Source organism: Candidatus Vondammii sp. HM_W22, assembly GCF_022530855.2.
GTDB lineage: Bacteria > Pseudomonadota > Gammaproteobacteria > Chromatiales > Chromatiaceae > Vondammii.
Map to the genome: position 1 here is coordinate 2,994,874 of NZ_CP099567.1, position 17,010 is coordinate 3,011,883.

Genomic DNA, 17,010 nt, shown 5'->3' on the forward strand with positions numbered 1-17,010 from the left:
TTTGAGAAATTGTCGGGATGGATAGAAGAGAAAAAGTAATTTGTATTGACGACGAAAAGCATATTCGTATCGCTAATCAACAGACGTTGGAGTTGGCGGGCTTTGAGGTGGCAGTGTTTCAATAGTGCGGAAAAAGCCTTGCCACGGCTCTTTCTTAAGTGGATTGGTGTGGTCATTTGCGATATCGATAGAGATCTATCGGTGACATCTCTATGGCGGCCAGTGCCATTCAGGATGGCGTCTACGACTTTCTTGAAAAGCTGTTTCCGACAGAAAACCTGGCTGAGACGGTACGGCGTGCGATGGATAAGCGGGCGTTGACCCTGGGAAATCGTAATTTGCGCCAGGAGTTGGGGGCCCACAGCATGCGCCCGGACCCCATATTATTGGCAATACGCCGATTATGCAGCATCTGCGAGCCACTATTGCACAGATTGCAGTTGCGGGGCTGATATCCTGACTGCCGGTGCAACAGGCACGGGTAAAGACGCCCTTTGCACGAGCATTTCTGGCGCAGAAATCGTTATTTTGTTGCAGTGCCGGAAAACCTGATCGAAAGCGAGCTTTTTGGGCATGAGTCAGGTGCATTTATTGGCGTATAGGAGCGGCGCATCGGAAAGTCTGAGCATGCCGATAGCCGGTACAGGTACGGTTGCTTCTGGTACTCCAGAAGCGAGCTGTGGAGCGTCTTGCTCGAACAAACTAATACCCTTGGACCTAGGCATTGTAGCCGCATCAAAAGTGAACCTGAAAGAGGCCTCCGATGCTGGAGAGTTTCGCGATGGCCTCTATTATCGGCTGAATGTGGTGACCATTGAGATTCCTCCACTGCGTGACCGGCGAGAAGTGCTGCCGCCGAACAGCGTCAGATACGTACCCTGCTGACCCATGATTGGCCAGAAAATGTGCGGGCACTGCGCAATGTGGCCGAGCGTTATGTGCGGTTGGGCGAAAACTACGGCTATAACCTCGAGCAGCTGATACATGGTACTGAAGGTGAGGTTGCCATTACCCTGCCGGAACAGGTTGAGTGCTTTGAGAAGAGTATCATTGAGCAGTCTTCGATAGCATCCACTGGCAATATTAAAGAGGCCATGGAAGCGTTGGGCGTTCCGAGAAAAACCCTCTACGATAAAATGTGAAAATATAATCTGGACAAGCGCAATTATAAATAGTCCTTGCTCCCAATAAACCGGCCACCTGTTGATCAACGTTTGCGCCGTGCTGCTGAGGGGCAGCTTTGTGATGTGTCGTTTTCCCCTCTTCCCGATCGTTTTTTAGGCGGATCTTCACACATTCTGCTGACTTGTCGGCCCCCTCCCCTTTTCAACACCCCATAAACAGGGGTAGTTTGCAGAGTTTATGCCTGTTATTACCATATTTGGCCTCCAAATTGTGGTAATAGTCTATGGTTATAAGGCGTTGTGCGGGCAATCAGGTAATGAGATCCGGAATACGGAGTAGCGGAAGCTTTTTCGACTGCTGTCAGATTGTTTGACGGGCAGTTTGTTGATTGATCAGGTGGGTTGCCAGGTGATTTAGCGTCAATTGACAGATTTCACTGGCGGGCATAGCTTGGTCCCTTACTCGGTTATGCAACTAATATCCAAGCAATTGAGGAGCGTAAAATGACAAAAGAATCTATTTTAGCGGCATCATTATGCATGACTTTGGCAGTGGCTTTCACCCCTGTCTCAGCCAAAGACCGAATCGTTTTTGGCGGCGGTCCGGCGGGTGGTACCTTCCAGGTGGTTGCCAATGCTATCCAGGTTTACAAGCCTGTTAAAGCCATCGAAAAGTTCACGGTTAAAGCGCAATCATCAGCAGGTTCTGTTGAGAACCTTCGTAAAGTGAACTCAGGACGCTCCGATTTCGGTGTGGTCTACTCCGGGCACGTCTATCTTGGCCGTAACGGGCTGATGAAGAATGACGCCAAAAAGTACGATAAGGTGATGGCAGTCAGCTTCCTTTATGGCGCACCTGCCCAACTGGTGGTACGCAAGGGTTCCGGTATTAAATCCGTAAAAGATCTCGCCGGCAAGCGGGTTGGTGTCGGTAATGCCGGTTCAGGCGCTTATGCCAACTGTGAAATATTCTTCACCCACATGGGTATTTGGGACAAGATCAAGCGGAATGCTATGGGTTATAACGATGCCGCGGCGGCTTTCGGCAATAATCAGCTGGATGCTTTCTGGCTCTTTACCGCCTTCCCTTCAGGTGCTGTGATCATGGCAGCTCAGACCAATGACATCGAACTGCTGGATGTGGATGCCGATGCCAAGAACTCGGGCTTTTATGATAAATACCCCTACTTCGGCAAATTGAATGTGCCGGCCGGTACTTACAAGGGTGTTGATCAAGACGTAGCTGCGTTCCAGGATTCAGCTCTCTGGGTAGCCAATGCCGATGTTTCTGATGATGTTGTATACAAGCTGCTTTCGGTCATCTATACCGATGAAGGTCTGGCTCATATGGTAAGCCAGAAGAAGACCTTTAAGGCAATGAGTGTTGCCAAAGGCGCTGATGGTATTGTTACACCGATGCACCCTGGTGCAATCAAGTTCTGGAAAGAGAAAGGCGTGCTGTAATGGTTGATGCCCTGAGCCAGATCCAATCCGATTTTCTCATCGTGGTAAATTTAAACTCCGATGGGAATTCCGGATTGGTAAGTTCTCGAAATAGTTACCCCACTAAACTGAAAATTGTTAATCCGATGATGAAACAGGGAGTATCCGGTAGTGTTCGCTCTATCGGAAAGAGGGAACTTTACCAAGAAAATCAGCAGTAAACACAGGCTTTCAGGCCGCTCATATTTTATTTTCAGTAGGAATACAGCATGTATGAAAAACTCTATAAAATAGAACGGATCATTTTCGATATAGCTGCTGTTTCTCTTCTGCTTTTCTATTCTTATTCCGCCGTGCTTGAACCGGCAGCCACTCAGTTCCACCGTGGTATCTATGTGATCGCTACTTATGTACTGGTGTTTCTACTCTACCGCTCGAAATCCACTGTTATGCGAGTGGTGGACTATATACTGATCCTGCTCTCGATCATCACCATTGGCTATTGGATGATGAATTTTGAAGTCATCAACTATCGAACCGGCGCAGAGACTCCCCTGGATATGTCCATCGCCGTTATCGGTGTTCTGCTCGGTGTGGAGTTAGCACGCCGGGTGGTTGGCAGTGTGTTTGTGATACTTGGTGCAGCCATGCTGCTCTATGGTGTTTATGGTGACCTGATGCCGGTTTTGGTCTCCCATGCGGGAGAGACTTTTCCGGAACTCTGCACCTCCATCTTCTACAAAAGCGATGGTGTCTTCGGCACTATGGCCAACGTGCTGGCCACCTATATCCTGCTGTTCGTGTTTTTCGGCGCCTTTCTGAAGAAGTGTGGCGCCCAGAAGTTTTTTATCGACTTCCCCCTGGCTGCCTTTGGCCACAAGGTCGGCGGTCCGGCCAAAGTTGCGGTAGTCGCCTCGGGAGGACTGTTCGGCTCCATTTCAGGCAGTGCTATCGCCAATACGGTCTCCACTGGCTCCTTCACCATCCCGATGATGAAGAAGGCCGGCTTCAAACCACATGTCGCCGGTGCTATCGAGCCTGCAGCCTCTATCGGTGGCATGTTCATGCCGCCGATTATGGGAGCCGGTGGCTTCATCATGGCGGAGTTGACCGGGGTGTGCCCTACTCCCAGATCATGCTGGTGGCGGTCTTCCCTGCGCTGATGTATTTCTTCAGTGTTTTTGTCATGGTTCACTACGAGGCAAAAAAATATAATCTGGTTGGCGAGCGCTCCAAATTCAGTGCCATGGAGATCTTTAAAAAGGAGTGGTATTACACAGCGCCGCTGATCGTTATCACCATCTTTATGCTATACGGATACTCTCCCGGTTATTCGGCCATCCTAGGCTTTGTGGCCTGCATCGTCGTCAGCTGGTTCCGCAAAGAGACGCGCATCGGTCCGAAAGAGTTTCTTGAAGCCGCCAGAGAGGGGGCGGAAAGCAGCCTGATGATTGGTGCCACCGTGGGTGTTATCGGTATTATTATCGGTGTACTTACCTTTAGCGGTCTGGTGCTGACCTTTGCCGATATCGTTATTGAGTTGGCTGGTGGCTCCCTGGTTCTCACCATACTATTTATCGCCCTGGTCTCGTTGGTACTTGGTATGGGTGTCCCGGTTACCGCTGCGTATCTGATTACCGCCGTTGTTGCCGTACCTGCACTGACCCATTTGGGGGTGAATGTCATTGCCGCGCACATGATCGTCTACTGGCTGTCACAAGACTCGAATATCACGCCGCCTGTCTGTATTGCTGCGTTTGCCGGTGCAACCATCGCCAAAGCGAATATGTGGAAAACGGCTTTTTCGGCGTTCAAGTTTGCCAAATTCCTCTATCTCTGCCCATTTCTCTTCGGCTTCGTGCCTGCGTTTTCTCTGGATGGCTCATCCATGGATGTTGTCAAGGCGTTCGTGCTGATTATAATTGGCACCTATCTGTATGCATGGTTCTTGAGCGGGATATGGTTCGGCCGTGTTAAAAAGCTCTTTGGTGGCAAAGCAACTGTATAATTCCTTTACACGGTTCCTATCCGATGACGAAAATCGAATGAACTTGCCGAAACGTTATTTTTTGCGAGGCTATTTACATTAAATAATTCTATATTTGCCACCCGCTTTCTTTATAGAATACACGCTGTTCCAGCAGGCTCCGAGGCCTCTACACTATTAGCACCATGAGGAAACCCTACCATCATGTCCGAGGACTTGAAGAGAAGTTCACTCCATTACCATCGCTATCCACTACCAGGCAAGTTGGAGATCAAGGCAACGAAGCCTCTCGCCAATTCTCGCGATCTTGCACTCGCCTACTCCCCTGGCGTAGCCTACGCCTGTAAGGAGATTGAGGATGATCCAGTAACCGCGGCTGATTATACGGCCCGCGGCAATCTGGTTGCGGTGATTACCAATGGTACGGCGGTACTTGGTCTGGGAGCCATAGGCAGTCTGGCATCCAAGCCAGTGATGGAAGGCAAGGCCGTGCTGTTTAAAGAGTTTGCGAATATCGATGTGTTCGATATTGAAGTGGACGAGCTGGATCCGCAGAAATTCATTGACACTGTAGCGCGGCTTGAGCCCACTTTCGGTGGGATTAATCTCGAAGATATCAAGGCGCCTGAGTGTTTCATTATCGAAAAGGGCCTGAAAGAGCGGATGAATATCCCGGTCTTTCACGATGATCAGCACGGTACGGCCATCGTCGTGGCGGCGGCGATCTACAATGGTCTTCGTGTTGTCGAAAAAAAGATAGATGAAGTAAAACTGGTGGCTTCAGGTGCCGGCGCTGCTGCCCTCGCCTGTCTCGATCTGCTGGTGGAGCTGGGTCTTAAGAAAGAGAATATTACGGTTACCGATATAGCCGGGGTGGTCTATGAGGGGCGCGCCGAAGAGATGGATCCGTATAAGTCGCGTTATGCCGTGCCAACCAACAAGCGCACTCTGCAGGATGCCCTGCCGGGGGCGGATATCTTCCTAGGTCTATCTGTCGGGGGCGTGTTGAAACCCGACTATCTGAAGAAGATGGCAAACCGGCCGTTGATTATGGCGCTGGCCAATCCAACGCCGGAGATCATGCCGGACCTAGCAAAAGAGGTACGCCCGGATGCCATCATTGGAACCGGCCGCTCCGATTTTCCGAATCAAGTAAATAATCTCCTCTGCTTCCCCTTCCTGTTTCGCGGTGCTCTGGATACGGGTGCAACCGCAATCAATGAAGAGATGAAAATGGCGGCGGTCCGTGCCATTGCCGACCTAGCCATGGCGGAGCCTTCGGATATCGTTCGCTCGGCTTACGGCGTGCAGAATTTACAATTTGGTCCGGAGTATCTAATCCCCAAGCCTTTTGATCCCCGGTTAATGGAGACCCTGGCCCCTGCAGTGGCTCGGGCAGCGATGAAGTCAGGCGTGGCACAGCGGCCGATTGAAGATCTGGAAGCTTATCGAAATGAACTGAGTCATACCGTTTTCCGCACCGGAATGACCATGAAGCCGATCTTTGATTGTGCCCGGGAGAAATCTGTCCGGGTGGTTTATGCAGAAGGCGAGGGGGAGAAGGTGCTGCAAGTGACCCAGCAAGTGCTGGATCAGGGAATCGCCAAGCCTACTTTGATCGGGCGCAGACAGGTGGTGGAACGAAAAATCAGAGAGCTTGGGCTGAGTATCCGGCCGGATAAGGAGTTTCAACTGGTAGATCCCCAGGACCACCCCAACTACAAGCGATACTGTGATGCTTTCTTCAGCCTGTTGTCACGCAGAGGCTATTCGTCCATAGAGGCTCGCGCTTTTGTACGAACCAACTCGACGGTGCTGGCAGCCATGATGCTGCAGCAGGGGCATGCAGATGCTATGATCTGTGGTGCCATCGGTCGCTATACGCAACATCTCCGGCATATCAAGGAGATCATCGGCATAGCGAATGGGGTGAAGAATCTGACCGCCATGAGTGTTTTGGTGATGCCCCAGAATACGCTGTTCATTACCGATCCAAGCGTCCAGGAAGAGCCGGATGCCCATGATATTGCGGAAATTGTCCGACTTTGTGCCGATGAGGTGCGTTGGTTCGGCATGGAGCCGAAAGTGGCTCTGCTTTCGCACTCTAATTTTGGCAGCCGCAACTCAGCATCTGCAAGCAAGATGCGCAAGGCGCTGGACTTGATTCGGGCCTACCTGCCGGAGCTGGAAGTAGAAGGTGAGATGCATGCCGATGTGGCACTTTGCAGTGGTACCAGAAACAGCAGGATTCCCGACTCACGATTAGACGGGCCGGCTAATCTTCTGGTGATGCCCAATCAGGATGCAGCAAATATATCCTTCAACCTATTGAAACAGATGGGCGATGGGATTCCCATTGGCCCCATTCTGGTGGGTGCTGCCAAATCGGCCCATATCGTCACCAGCAGCACAACGGTGCGAGGCCTGTTGAATATGACAGCAATTGCGGCGGTACGGGCAGACACTTAGCGCCTGCTTAGAAAATCCTTTTTCACCACGAAGCGCACGACATGCACAAAGAAAACTTTTTCTAGGCAATTCTGTTATCTTCGTGCTCTTTCTGGTGAATTATAGATTCCGGGCGGTTACTAGCGTAAGAGATTCAAGAGTGGCAGCCAGCGCCAATGATGCCAGAATCGACAATAGGCTAAGGCCGCCCTTCAGGGCGTTGAACTGTCTCCTGTTTATGACTTGATGACTCCGGCTTGGTTCATCAGAATATTAGTACTATCTGTAGTATAGATTGTCCAGTCAAGTACTCAACAATACGCTTTTCAGGGAAGTAGGATTAATATGGGTTCGAGTCCCCATTATCAGAGACAAATTGTTACAATACGAGGTTCAATATTGACTGAAACGGGAAAGACTCGCTGGAGCACCCTAATGACCAAGCAAGTGATCAAACCGGGGAAATTTGTCTCCCTGACTTACACCATTACTGATAGCGATGGCAATCTGATGGAGCAGAATGATATCCCCGTGAGTTACATTCACGGTGGAGAGACCGAGCTGATTGGTGGCATGGATAAAGCGATCGTCGGAAAGGGCGTCGGCGTCACGGTTGAGGTAGTGGTACCGCCCGAGGACGGTCTCGGAGTTCACGACCCGAGACTGATCTTTACCGATGACCTGGAAAATGTCCCGTCGCAGTTCCGCCAGATAGGAGCGGAAGTGCCGATGCAAGGCCCAGGTGGCGAGACCAAAACCTTTTATGTCACCAAGATCGAAGATGGCAAACTGATGGTGGATGGCAACCATCCCCTGGTGGGCAAGACACTCAAAATCCGAGTGAAAATACTCGAGGTGCGCGACGTCACTCCAGAAGACATGCCGCCCGCTGCAGGCAGTTGCAGTATTAACTGACTTTTCTTCCTGTTTCATTCAAGAAAGGGAGGCATGGATCCTCATATTTATCTTTGGATCATCGGTCAATAGCGATATGAAAATACAGGAAACGAGATGAAACTGGGTGTCGTGATTCTGGCCGCCGGCCAGGGAACAAGAATGAAGTCAGCCCTCCCGAAGGTGCTACACCCCCTCGCCGGAAGGCCCTTGGTCGCTCATGTCATCGCCACCGCCAGGGAGCTGGGTGCAGCAAAGATCGCCGTGGTGTATGGCCATGGCGGAGAGCAGGTCCCCATCGAAGTTGCCGAGTCAGAGCTGGCTTGGGTCGAACAGTCCGAACAACTTGGTACGGGTCACGCCGTAGGGCAGGCGATGCAGGAGATGCAGGAGATGGATCGGGTGCTGGTGCTCTATGGCGATGTACCCCTTACCTCAAGCGAGACACTCGACAAACTGATCAATACGGCGAATAAGATGGACTTGGTGTTACTCACCGTCAACCTGACCAATCCGTCAGGCTATGGCCGCATTGTGCGCAAGGCCGATGGCCGGGTCAGCCGTATTGTTGAACAGAAGGATGCATCGGCTGAAGAGTTGGCTCTGAATGAAGTGAATACCGGTATCCTGGTGGCAGATAGAATCAGGCTCGATGGGTGGATTGAGCGCCTCGATAGCGATAATGCCCAAGGCGAGTTTTATCTCACCGACATTGTTGCAATAGCGGTGGCAGATGGCATCGAAGTCCAGGCCGCGCAGCCATCTAATGAATCTGAAGTGATGGGCGTGAACGACCGGGTGGAGTTGGCTAGTCTGGAGCGCTACTATCAACAGATGCAGGCGGAGCGGCTGATGCGTTCAGGCGTTACCCTGCTTGATCCGGCACGTTTTGATCTGCGCGGTAGCCTTAACGCCGGACAGGATGTGGTGATCGATATCAATGTGCTGATCGAAGGCACGGTCGAACTTGGCGACAATGTCCGTGTGGACGCCAATACGGTGATTCGGAATAGCCGGATTGCCGAGGGTGTCTGGATCAAAGAGAACTGCGTGATTGAAGATGCCGTTATTGGTAAGGAGAGCATCATCGGCCCCTTCTCCCGGCTGCGCCCCGAGACCGAACTGGCCGAGCGGGTGCATGTGGGCAACTTTGTCGAGATCAAGAAATCCATAGTCGATGTCGGCAGCAAGATAAATCACCTTACCTATATTGGCGACTGCACTATTGGCAGGACGGTCAATGTCGGCGCAGGAACCATCACCTGCAACTATGATGGCGCCAACAAGTTCCGCACGGTGATTGGCGATGGCGCCTTCATCGGTTCTGCTACCCAACTGGTGGCTCCCGTGGAGGTAAAGTCAGGCGCTACCATTGGTGCCGGCTCCACCATCACACGTGATGCCCCACCGGATACCCTCACCCTGAGTCGTGCCAAACAGATGAGCTTCAGGTCGTGGACGCGCCCGACAAAGAAAACAAAGGAGTAATTTATGTGCGGTATTGTCGGTGCGATTGCTCGGAGAGATATACTGCCAATTTTGATGGAGGGTCTACAGCGGCTTGAGTACCGGGGTTATGATTCAGTGGGGATTGCCATCAGGGAAGAGAGTGGCAAACTGAAGCGCTTCCGTTCGCTGGGTAAGGTCGGGGTGCTGCGGGAGCTGATCGAAGCATCGCCGGTAGCCGGCAATCTTGGCATTGCCCATACCCGATGGGCAACACATGGCACCCCGGCAGAGCGCAACGCACATCCTCACATGAGTGGCGAGCGGGTGGCAGTGGTTCATAATGGCATTATCGAGAACCACGGCAGTTTACGCGAGCAGTTGACGAAGCAGGGTTATAGATTTACCTCAGAGACTGACACAGAAGTGATCGCCCATCTTCTGGCAGAGAAGCTGGATTCAGGCAAAGACCTTTTCAGTGCCGTGCGAGAGGCGAGCAGCGAAATGACCGGTGCTTATGCCCTGGCAGTTGCTAGCCCGGAAGATGCCGACCGAGTAGTGGTAACCCGTGAAGGGAGCCCGCTGGTTATTGGCGTTGGTGAGGGCGAGAACTTTGTTGCATCCGATGTTTTTGCCCTGCTGCCGGTGACGCGAAATTTTATTTTTCTTGAAGAGGGCGACATTGCGGAGATCCGTCGGGAGAGTGTCACCGTGTACAATGCGGCCGGTGAGAAGGTCGATCGTCCCGTCAAGCAGAGCATGGTATCCGATACCAATGTGGATAAAGGGCCCTATCGCCACTATATGCTCAAGGAGATTTTCGAACAGCCTGCGGTAATTGCTAAGACGCTGGAAGGCCGTATTCATAAAGGCCGCCTGCTGGAAGAAAGCTTTGGACACGAGACCAAAGCCCTACTCGATAAAACCCGGCATGTGCAGATCATTGCCTGCGGCACCAGTTACCATGCAGGACTGGTTGCCAAATACTGGCTGGAAGAGATTGGAGTTCCGTGTAGCGTAGAGGTGGCCAGTGAGTACCGCTATCGAAAGGTTGTGGTGCCGGACGATTCACTGTTTGTCACCCTCTCCCAATCCGGTGAAACAGCAGATACCTTGGCGGCACTGCGGAGTACCAGCGCCATGGAGTATCTCGGTAGTCTGACTGTCTGTAATGTTCCGGAGAGTTCGCTGGTCAGGGAGTCGGATGTCAGCCTGATGACCCGTGCCGGCCCGGAGATCGGCGTCGCCTCCACCAAGGCTTTTACCACCCAGTTGGTGGTTCTTCGACTGCTCACTCTGGCACTGGCAAAGCGCCATGGCATGATGATGGAACAGGAGCGTAAACTGGTCAATGACCTGCACGCCCTCCCCCGTCAGGTTGAAATTGTGCTCTCCCTGAGCGATCAGATTGCAAAGATGGCCAATGCTTTTGCCGACAAGCAAAATGCCCTGTTCCTCGGCCGCGGTACCTTCTATCCCATTGCAATGGAAGGAGCGCTGAAGCTCAAGGAGATCTCCTATATCCACGCAGAGGCCTACCCCGCCGGAGAGTTGAAACATGGCCCACTGGCGCTAGTGGATGCAGATATGCCGGTTGTCTGCGCCCTGCCCGATGACCCACTGCTGGGAAAAGTGCTGTCAAATCTCCAGGAGGTGCGTGCCCGTGGGGGTGAGCTGTTCCTGTTCAGTGATCAGATGGTGAATATCGATCTGGATAATTTCCAGAACCTCACCCTCTCTGACATCCATGCCAGCACGGCACCCATTGTCTATAGCATCCCGTTGCAACTCCTCTCCTATCATGTGGCTCTGCTCAAAGGGACCGATGTGGATCAGCCGAGGAATCTGGCAAAGTCAGTAACGGTGGAGTAGATAGTCGCCCCTGAATTATTTATAACCATATGATAAATATGAATTAATAAGTTATTTATGATATAATTATTTGCAAGGAAAGCCCTCCTTCAACATCAAAATCCCGCAAATATGAAACCACAAAGTCCGGATAACGGTGCTGATTTATTCCGTTCGCAACTCTCTCAGATCTTAAATCTCTTGCACCCACTGGTGCGGTTATCCGAGAAGATGAACGGGGAAAACTTGAAGTTGGCATTGATATTATTTACAACGAAGGTGCTGGCCAGCCCCCGTTACTCACTCGCTTACTGGCGGGCCTACTTACCTCAAGTACACCTTTAATGAGAGCGATGAGAGCGTTCTGAAACGCTGAGTTGAAAAGCTATATTGGCCGTACTTTGTGTGGATTTCAATAGCTGCAACACAAACTCCCCTTACACCCCTCCAGACTGGCTCGTTGGCGCAACCGGGTCGGTAATAAATTTGATGCGCTGTTGAAACAAACCATCGAGCTAGCGCTGAATACTAAAGCAATGAGCTTGCGTGAGTTAAAGGACGTCAAGGTGGACACCACCGTTCAATAGGAGGCCATCACCTTCCCAACAGATGCAAAGCTCTACCATAAAATGCGTGACCTATTGGTATCTGCGGCACCAAATGACGCCAGAGCCATATCAGGGTAGGAAAGAATGCCTTGATCATGCAAGGACGATGTTCTCATGCTCAGCAGATGAAGCGTTCAGCGAGACAGACTGGAAAACTCAAAACGCACTTGGGCCGAGTGATGAGAGACATTGGGCGTAAGACACTGTATAGAGATGGTGAACTCACGGCGTTACTTGTACGCGCCAATCATTTACTTGGCACCACAACGACAAGACAAAAACAAGCTTTACAGCGTGCATGCAGCAGAAGAGGAATGCATTGCCAAAGGTAAAAAACACACAAGTGTTACGTGTTTGGCAATAAGCCCTCATTTGTGACCGGATCCAAAGTCAGCTGGTTAGTTGACACATGGCGTTTGACGGGTAACCCTTATGATGGGCATGCACTCTTGGCGGCCACTTGAACAAGCGGAGAGTTTGAGCAGCCGAAAACTCAAGAATGCATATTGCGCATCAGGACTACTCTGGGCACCGCGTAGGCGATGAAATTGACGTTAAGCTCTGTGGCAGGCTCCTTAAGAGGGCGACTCGGTCAACCCGAAAATGGATGAAGCGCCGAACCGCTATCGAGCCGGTTATTGGGCGCCTTAAATCAGGCAATAGGCTAAATCGAAACTGCCTTAAAGCTGAATATGGTAATGAAGCTGATGTGGTTTTGGCAGCAGCAGGATATAATTTAGCCAAGTTGTTAGCTTGGTTTTATTGTGCTTGGATAAGGTTAGCGGGAAATCGTATGATTATTCCGGACAATGGGCAGAGAATCAGATCTGAAAGGTTCAAGAAACCAGATCCTCAATCTGATACTTCAGGAACGACTAGGTACCTTCTGGTTTAATCCGCAGGCATGCACTTCGGGGTTGATCCAGCTTGAGGCGTCCAGCCATTGTTCCCGGTGACCAATCCTCCTGTAACCGCTCGGTGACATAATGCAGGTAAGTGCTACACGTGCGCAGTGACCGCAAAAACACGCTCAAAGCATGGTACGAAATTCTGACAGAAGAGCAACGAGAAGCAATAGAGGGTGTCTCTATGGATATATGGCCAAGCCTTTATCAATGCCACACTGAAAAGCTTGCCTAGGGTTGAAGAGAAGAATCCCTTTGATAAATGCCATGTCGCCAAGTACCTCGGTGAAGCGGTAGACAAGGTACGCTGTCAAGAGCACAAAGCGCTGATGGCTGAAGGCTATGAGGACCCCAGCATGACTGGCTCTACAACCCGGAGAATATGACGCGCAGACAGAAATTGCGGTTCAAGGTACCACGTGACAGCACACTGAAGACTGCCCGTGCTTGGGCGATCAAAGAGTTTGCCATGTCACTCTGGCACTATGCCAGCAAGGCATGGGCAAGGAAAGGCTGGGAGCGGTGGTTGTCATAGGCAGTGCGCAGTGGCCTGGAGCCAATCAAGAAAGTGGCGGGAACAATCAAGGATCATCTGTGGGAAATATTCAACTCTGTTGTTTTGGAAGTACAGAAGATCTCAACAGCCGAATCAAGATGATCAAGGTGCGTAGCAGAGGTTTCCGTAACAAGGAGCGGTTTGCCAATGCAATCTACTCCCACCTTGGAGGGCTGAATCTTTATCCTGAGGGAGTGGTTGGGTGATACTTACCCTCTCGATTAGGGGAAGAGCCGATTTATACATGGAGCAGAAAGAGCACTGATTGAAGCTGCACCCAAGCGTTGCCTAGATTATTTGTCCCCCTCACTGGGAAGGCGGAACAGAGTCATGTCGTATCAAGCATTATCGTAATGGTTTACCAAGAAGCAAGCGGAGAATACGAAGAGTGTCCCTAATTCTCCTGCCTAGGCGGATATATCAGGCGAATGCCCGAAAAGAGATAGTCTGTTTCGGGGAGTGCGCTGTTCCTGTAACTGGCCCGTCGCAGTGCGCGTTGGGTGTGCAGGCTGCCGCCACGCAGGGTGTAGTGCCGGTTGTCGAAGGTGGTTGTCTTTGCTTCCTGGTAGTTGGTGGCGACGTAGTCTGCGTAGGGCTCGAATATATTCGAGCACCACTCCCATACTCGGCCGAACTGTTTGATTACCTTGGTTCGGGTGGCCACTTCCCACTGATATTCGTGCTGAAGCGCAGCACCGGAGAGCTCGTCGCCAAGGGTTGAAACCCAGTTTGCATAGGCGACGGCCTCATGATGAGTTGTTCCCATGACCGGGTCTTCTGCTATCAGGTCAACGGGGCTATTGAAACCTATGCCATACCAGTTCTGTCGGTCGTCCTGACGCCAGTGGTGAGGGTGTGTATACCCCTTTTTTTTGTTCCATAGCCATCCGGTATCGCTCCAGTACGCCTGGTTGTTATAGCCACCGGCTTCGGTGAATGCGAGAAAAGCGGCGTTGGTTGCTGGTTGTCGGTCGATACGGAAATTGCTCAATTGAATTAATTGAGAAGGTTGTTCATTGTCGAAGGCCGCCGCATCATTACCGGTGCCTATTCGGTAGTGCCCCTGAGAGACGCCGAGAAGGTCAGCCGTTGGTACTCTCCCAATGAGTGTTCTTTTCACTTGGTGGGATCTATCCATTTCCAGGCAACGTTCACTCAGCACCTGAAGCATCTGCTCGTAAATTTCGGACTGGGATTGGACGATAAAGTGCAGTAGTCGGCCGCTGGTCAGTAATGGGTGCTGGGGCAGGGCCCCTGGATTGGCAAGGCGCATAACGTTCTCATCCTGGAGTTCTAGTGCCCAGTTGAGCAGGTGGTCCCGGGGAGGCAGGCGCTTCCACTGTTCTTGATCTGGCAGCACGCCAGGGATGAATATCTCCCGCACCCGGGCCGTCATTTCACTATCGCCCTGAACGATTTCCCGAAGCCAGTAGGTTTCAGTATACATGCCGCGGCCTAGGTACCACGCAAGTGGGGCGAGCATCGGGTGAAACTGGCGGTAGCACTCCTCCTCGATGGTAGACTCAAACAGTTGGATCATCATCTCGTGCAGATTGCTCAACTGGCCGAGCAGTTCATGTTTACGCATTCCTAATCATATACCCGGTTACCCTAATGGAAGGGCGACAATAATACCTTATTGGTTATCCAGCCACGAATTCTGCAGGGCAAGCAGAAAATAAAGCCACAAACCTACGATAATATTATGCAGACGTTTATGAGAGGGTATGAGCTTTGTGATAATTGACCCTGAAGACCTACTAATCAGCAGGAACAGTGCGATCAGCCGCCCAATCTCGTAAGTATTGTACTTTCTCTGCCATAACCACCAACAGAGGGCTGGTTCGTTCTATTTCCTCCAGTAGATGCAGTGTGTCAAGCTGGTCTTCCTGGGCGTGAGCAGCATAGAGTGATGAGACAATGGCTTGTTCGATTTCGGCGTTGGTAAAGTCTTCGCTTGCGTGGGTGAGTGAGTTGAGGTCAAAACTGCAGGGTGGCCGATTGCGACGATGCAGGTGGAACTCAAGAATCTCCCGTCTGACTTCCGGTTTCGGCAGATCGACAAAAAATATCTCATCCAGTCGGCCTTTGCGTACCAGCTCAGGGGACAGGCGTTCAATGTTATTCGATGTGGCAACGATGAAAACCTTGCTGCTATGTCTCGCCATCCAGGTGAGCAGTGCATCCAGAACGCGTTGGCTGAGCCCATCGTCAGAGTTGCTCTGTGAGAGTGCCTTTTCGACCTCGTCCATCCAGAGGACGCAGTGGGCCATGGTCCCTGCTGTCTTCAGCGCCCGGCGCAGATTTTTTCTGTCTCACCAATAAACTTGTTGTAAAGGGCGGCGAAATTAAGCCGCAGCAGGAGCGTACCAAAAGTGCCTGTCATCGCCTTGGCGGCGAGGCTCTTTCCACTGCCCTCGACGCCAAGTAACACGACCCCTTTGGATTTATCAATAGAGGTTAGTTTCCCGGTAAAGGCACGATGGCGATAGCTCAGCCATTCTTTAAGCCGCTTCAGTCCTGCAACGTCGCAAAACTTGCGGTGTCATACTCAAAAGAGGTGGCGCCGTCCTGGCTGATCGGTTGATATTTTGATTCCATCGCGCCTGGCATATCGTCGAGTGTGATAGCGCCGTCATCTTCAATAGCGGTTCGGGTCAGGCGCCGTGTATCGGTGGAAGTGATGCCTACGAGATTATTAGCAAGATGCTCCACTGCCGAGTGGTCTGCTCGCACCTTGCGGCGATTATTCGATTGCCACCGGTTTGCCTCCTCTTTAATCAGCTTTCTGATGCCTGCGCGGTCCGGCATCTGTAGGGTGAAGCGGGTGGTGAGATGGCGGGTTTCCGCCGGGACATCAATTGCATGACTCAGCATGATCAGGGTGCAGGGAACAATGTGATAACCCTGTGCGATCTCTTTTATCAGCCATACATGGACCGGATCATCAAGATAAGGATGGAAGTCGCCGGCTTGAGGTGTTGCTTTGATGTGTTTCAATACATTCTGGGGTTCTGCAGTGGATTTTTGAGCACCAAAATCGGCTTCCAGCCGCTTCAGGCCTTCAGTCACTGTCCACTGAAACATTGGCTGGCCGAGTCGAAAGCCGAGTCAGGCAAATAATTGTATGGTTCTTAACTTCCTCAAGAGACTCGATCACCAAGACCGGGGTATGAGAAGTCAGCACCAACTCCAGATCATGCAGCTCTTTCATTGAATAAAGTCCATAAAATTCATTTTACCGGCACTATTATACGGTATTTTCCAGTCTATCCACTCCCATCCAGCGTGCAGCACCAAAGCCACCGACACAGTAGAATCGTTCAGGCTGCAGGCGATAGAATTGGAAATTCAGATGCTCAAAGTAGTTTTGGCTACCTGGAAATTGCCGGAAATGATTTTCAGCCTCGGACGTCCTAATATCGATCACTCTTGTGACTTTGCCGAGACAGGTTAGTCGCATCAGTTGTTGGATATCACCTTCTCCTGTGTCGGTGATAGTCAGGCTGCATCGGGGTTCCGCGTTGAGGTTCCGCGTGTGTTTGGCAAGATGACTAAGTAGCATCAGAGGCCAGCCATCCTGCCCCAGGCTATAGGGAATAAGAGAGCCGAACGGGTAGCCGGGAAGGTCCAGTGACTGGGTAGCAAGTATGCCGCAGAGACGACCTAAAAGCAGGTTGCGTGCCTCTCGGATAATATCCTGATTCTCGTTCATGACCCTTTTCACCGTTTTGATCCTGAGAATCTA

Annotated in this window: 11 protein-coding genes and 3 pseudogenes; 10 read left to right on the plus strand and 4 right to left on the minus strand. The window is 51.4% G+C overall.

Features of this window, described 5'->3' with window-relative positions; all coding sequences use genetic code 11:
• Positions 1 to 17 precede the first annotated feature (17 nt).
• The 10 genes and pseudogenes from MN084_RS20010 to MN084_RS17075 all read left to right on the plus strand — a co-directional run bounded on the left by MN084_RS20010 (position 18) and on the right by MN084_RS17075 (position 13,468).
• A pseudogene (locus tag MN084_RS20010) lies at positions 18 to 1,142 on the plus strand (sigma-54-dependent transcriptional regulator).
• A 486-nt stretch (positions 1,143 to 1,628) separates the two neighbouring features.
• The gene (locus MN084_RS17035) at positions 1,629 to 2,588 is read left to right on the plus strand and encodes a TAXI family TRAP transporter solute-binding subunit (RefSeq protein ID WP_241085645.1); all 960 of its coding nucleotides are present in this window, start codon (positions 1,629 to 1,631) and stop codon (positions 2,586 to 2,588) included.
• Positions 2,589 to 2,836: 248 nt separating this feature from the next.
• A pseudogene (locus MN084_RS17040) lies at positions 2,837 to 4,575 on the plus strand (TRAP transporter permease).
• A 183-nt stretch (positions 4,576 to 4,758) separates the two neighbouring features.
• Positions 4,759 to 7,023, plus strand: coding sequence for an NADP-dependent malic enzyme (locus MN084_RS17045; RefSeq protein ID WP_241085644.1), 2,265 nt, complete (start codon positions 4,759 to 4,761; stop codon positions 7,021 to 7,023).
• A gap of 414 nt (positions 7,024 to 7,437) precedes the next feature.
• Positions 7,438 to 7,917, plus strand: coding sequence for an FKBP-type peptidyl-prolyl cis-trans isomerase (locus MN084_RS17050; protein WP_241085643.1), 480 nt, complete (start codon positions 7,438 to 7,440; stop codon positions 7,915 to 7,917).
• A gap of 96 nt (positions 7,918 to 8,013) precedes the next feature.
• Positions 8,014 to 9,384 (plus strand): bifunctional UDP-N-acetylglucosamine diphosphorylase/glucosamine-1-phosphate N-acetyltransferase GlmU, encoded by a 1,371-nt coding sequence (gene glmU, locus MN084_RS17055; protein WP_241085642.1) that lies wholly within the window; start codon positions 8,014 to 8,016, stop codon positions 9,382 to 9,384.
• Positions 9,385 to 9,387: 3 nt separating this feature from the next.
• Positions 9,388 to 11,214 carry a glutamine--fructose-6-phosphate transaminase (isomerizing) gene (gene glmS, locus MN084_RS17060; protein WP_241085641.1) on the plus strand — a complete coding sequence of 609 codons (1,827 nt, stop codon included), beginning with the start codon at positions 9,388 to 9,390 and terminating at the stop codon, positions 11,212 to 11,214.
• 1,668 nt (positions 11,215 to 12,882) lie between these two features.
• Positions 12,883 to 13,092 carry a transposase gene (locus MN084_RS17065; RefSeq protein WP_320416359.1) on the plus strand — a complete coding sequence of 70 codons (210 nt, stop codon included), beginning with the start codon at positions 12,883 to 12,885 and terminating at the stop codon, positions 13,090 to 13,092.
• Positions 13,089 to 13,241, plus strand: coding sequence for a hypothetical protein (locus MN084_RS17070; RefSeq protein ID WP_277400140.1), 153 nt, complete (start codon positions 13,089 to 13,091; stop codon positions 13,239 to 13,241). The genes MN084_RS17065 and MN084_RS17070 overlap by 4 nt, the downstream gene beginning before the upstream one ends.
• Before the next feature lie 119 nt (positions 13,242 to 13,360).
• On the plus strand, positions 13,361 to 13,468 hold the full coding sequence (locus MN084_RS17075; RefSeq protein WP_277400246.1) for a hypothetical protein: 108 nt from the start codon (positions 13,361 to 13,363) through the stop codon (positions 13,466 to 13,468).
• A gap of 188 nt (positions 13,469 to 13,656) precedes the next feature.
• Here MN084_RS17075 and MN084_RS17080 read toward each other — a convergent pair whose 3' ends face one another.
• From MN084_RS17080 to MN084_RS17100, 4 genes and pseudogenes are all read right to left on the minus strand, one after another.
• Entirely contained in the window at positions 13,657 to 14,850 is a 1,194-nt protein-coding gene (locus tag MN084_RS17080) for an SUMF1/EgtB/PvdO family nonheme iron enzyme (protein WP_241085640.1), read from the minus strand.
• Positions 14,851 to 15,022: 172 nt separating this feature from the next.
• Positions 15,023 to 15,648, minus strand: a pseudogene (locus MN084_RS17085) (AAA family ATPase).
• 128 nt (positions 15,649 to 15,776) lie between these two features.
• Positions 15,777 to 16,349: a hypothetical protein gene (locus tag MN084_RS17095; protein WP_320416357.1), complete on the minus strand. Its 573-nt coding sequence runs from the start codon at positions 16,347 to 16,349 to the stop codon at positions 15,777 to 15,779.
• A 163-nt stretch (positions 16,350 to 16,512) separates the two neighbouring features.
• Entirely contained in the window at positions 16,513 to 16,977 is a 465-nt protein-coding gene (locus tag MN084_RS17100) for a HugZ family pyridoxamine 5'-phosphate oxidase (RefSeq protein WP_241085639.1), read from the minus strand.
• Positions 16,978 to 17,010: the final 33 nt, after the last annotated feature.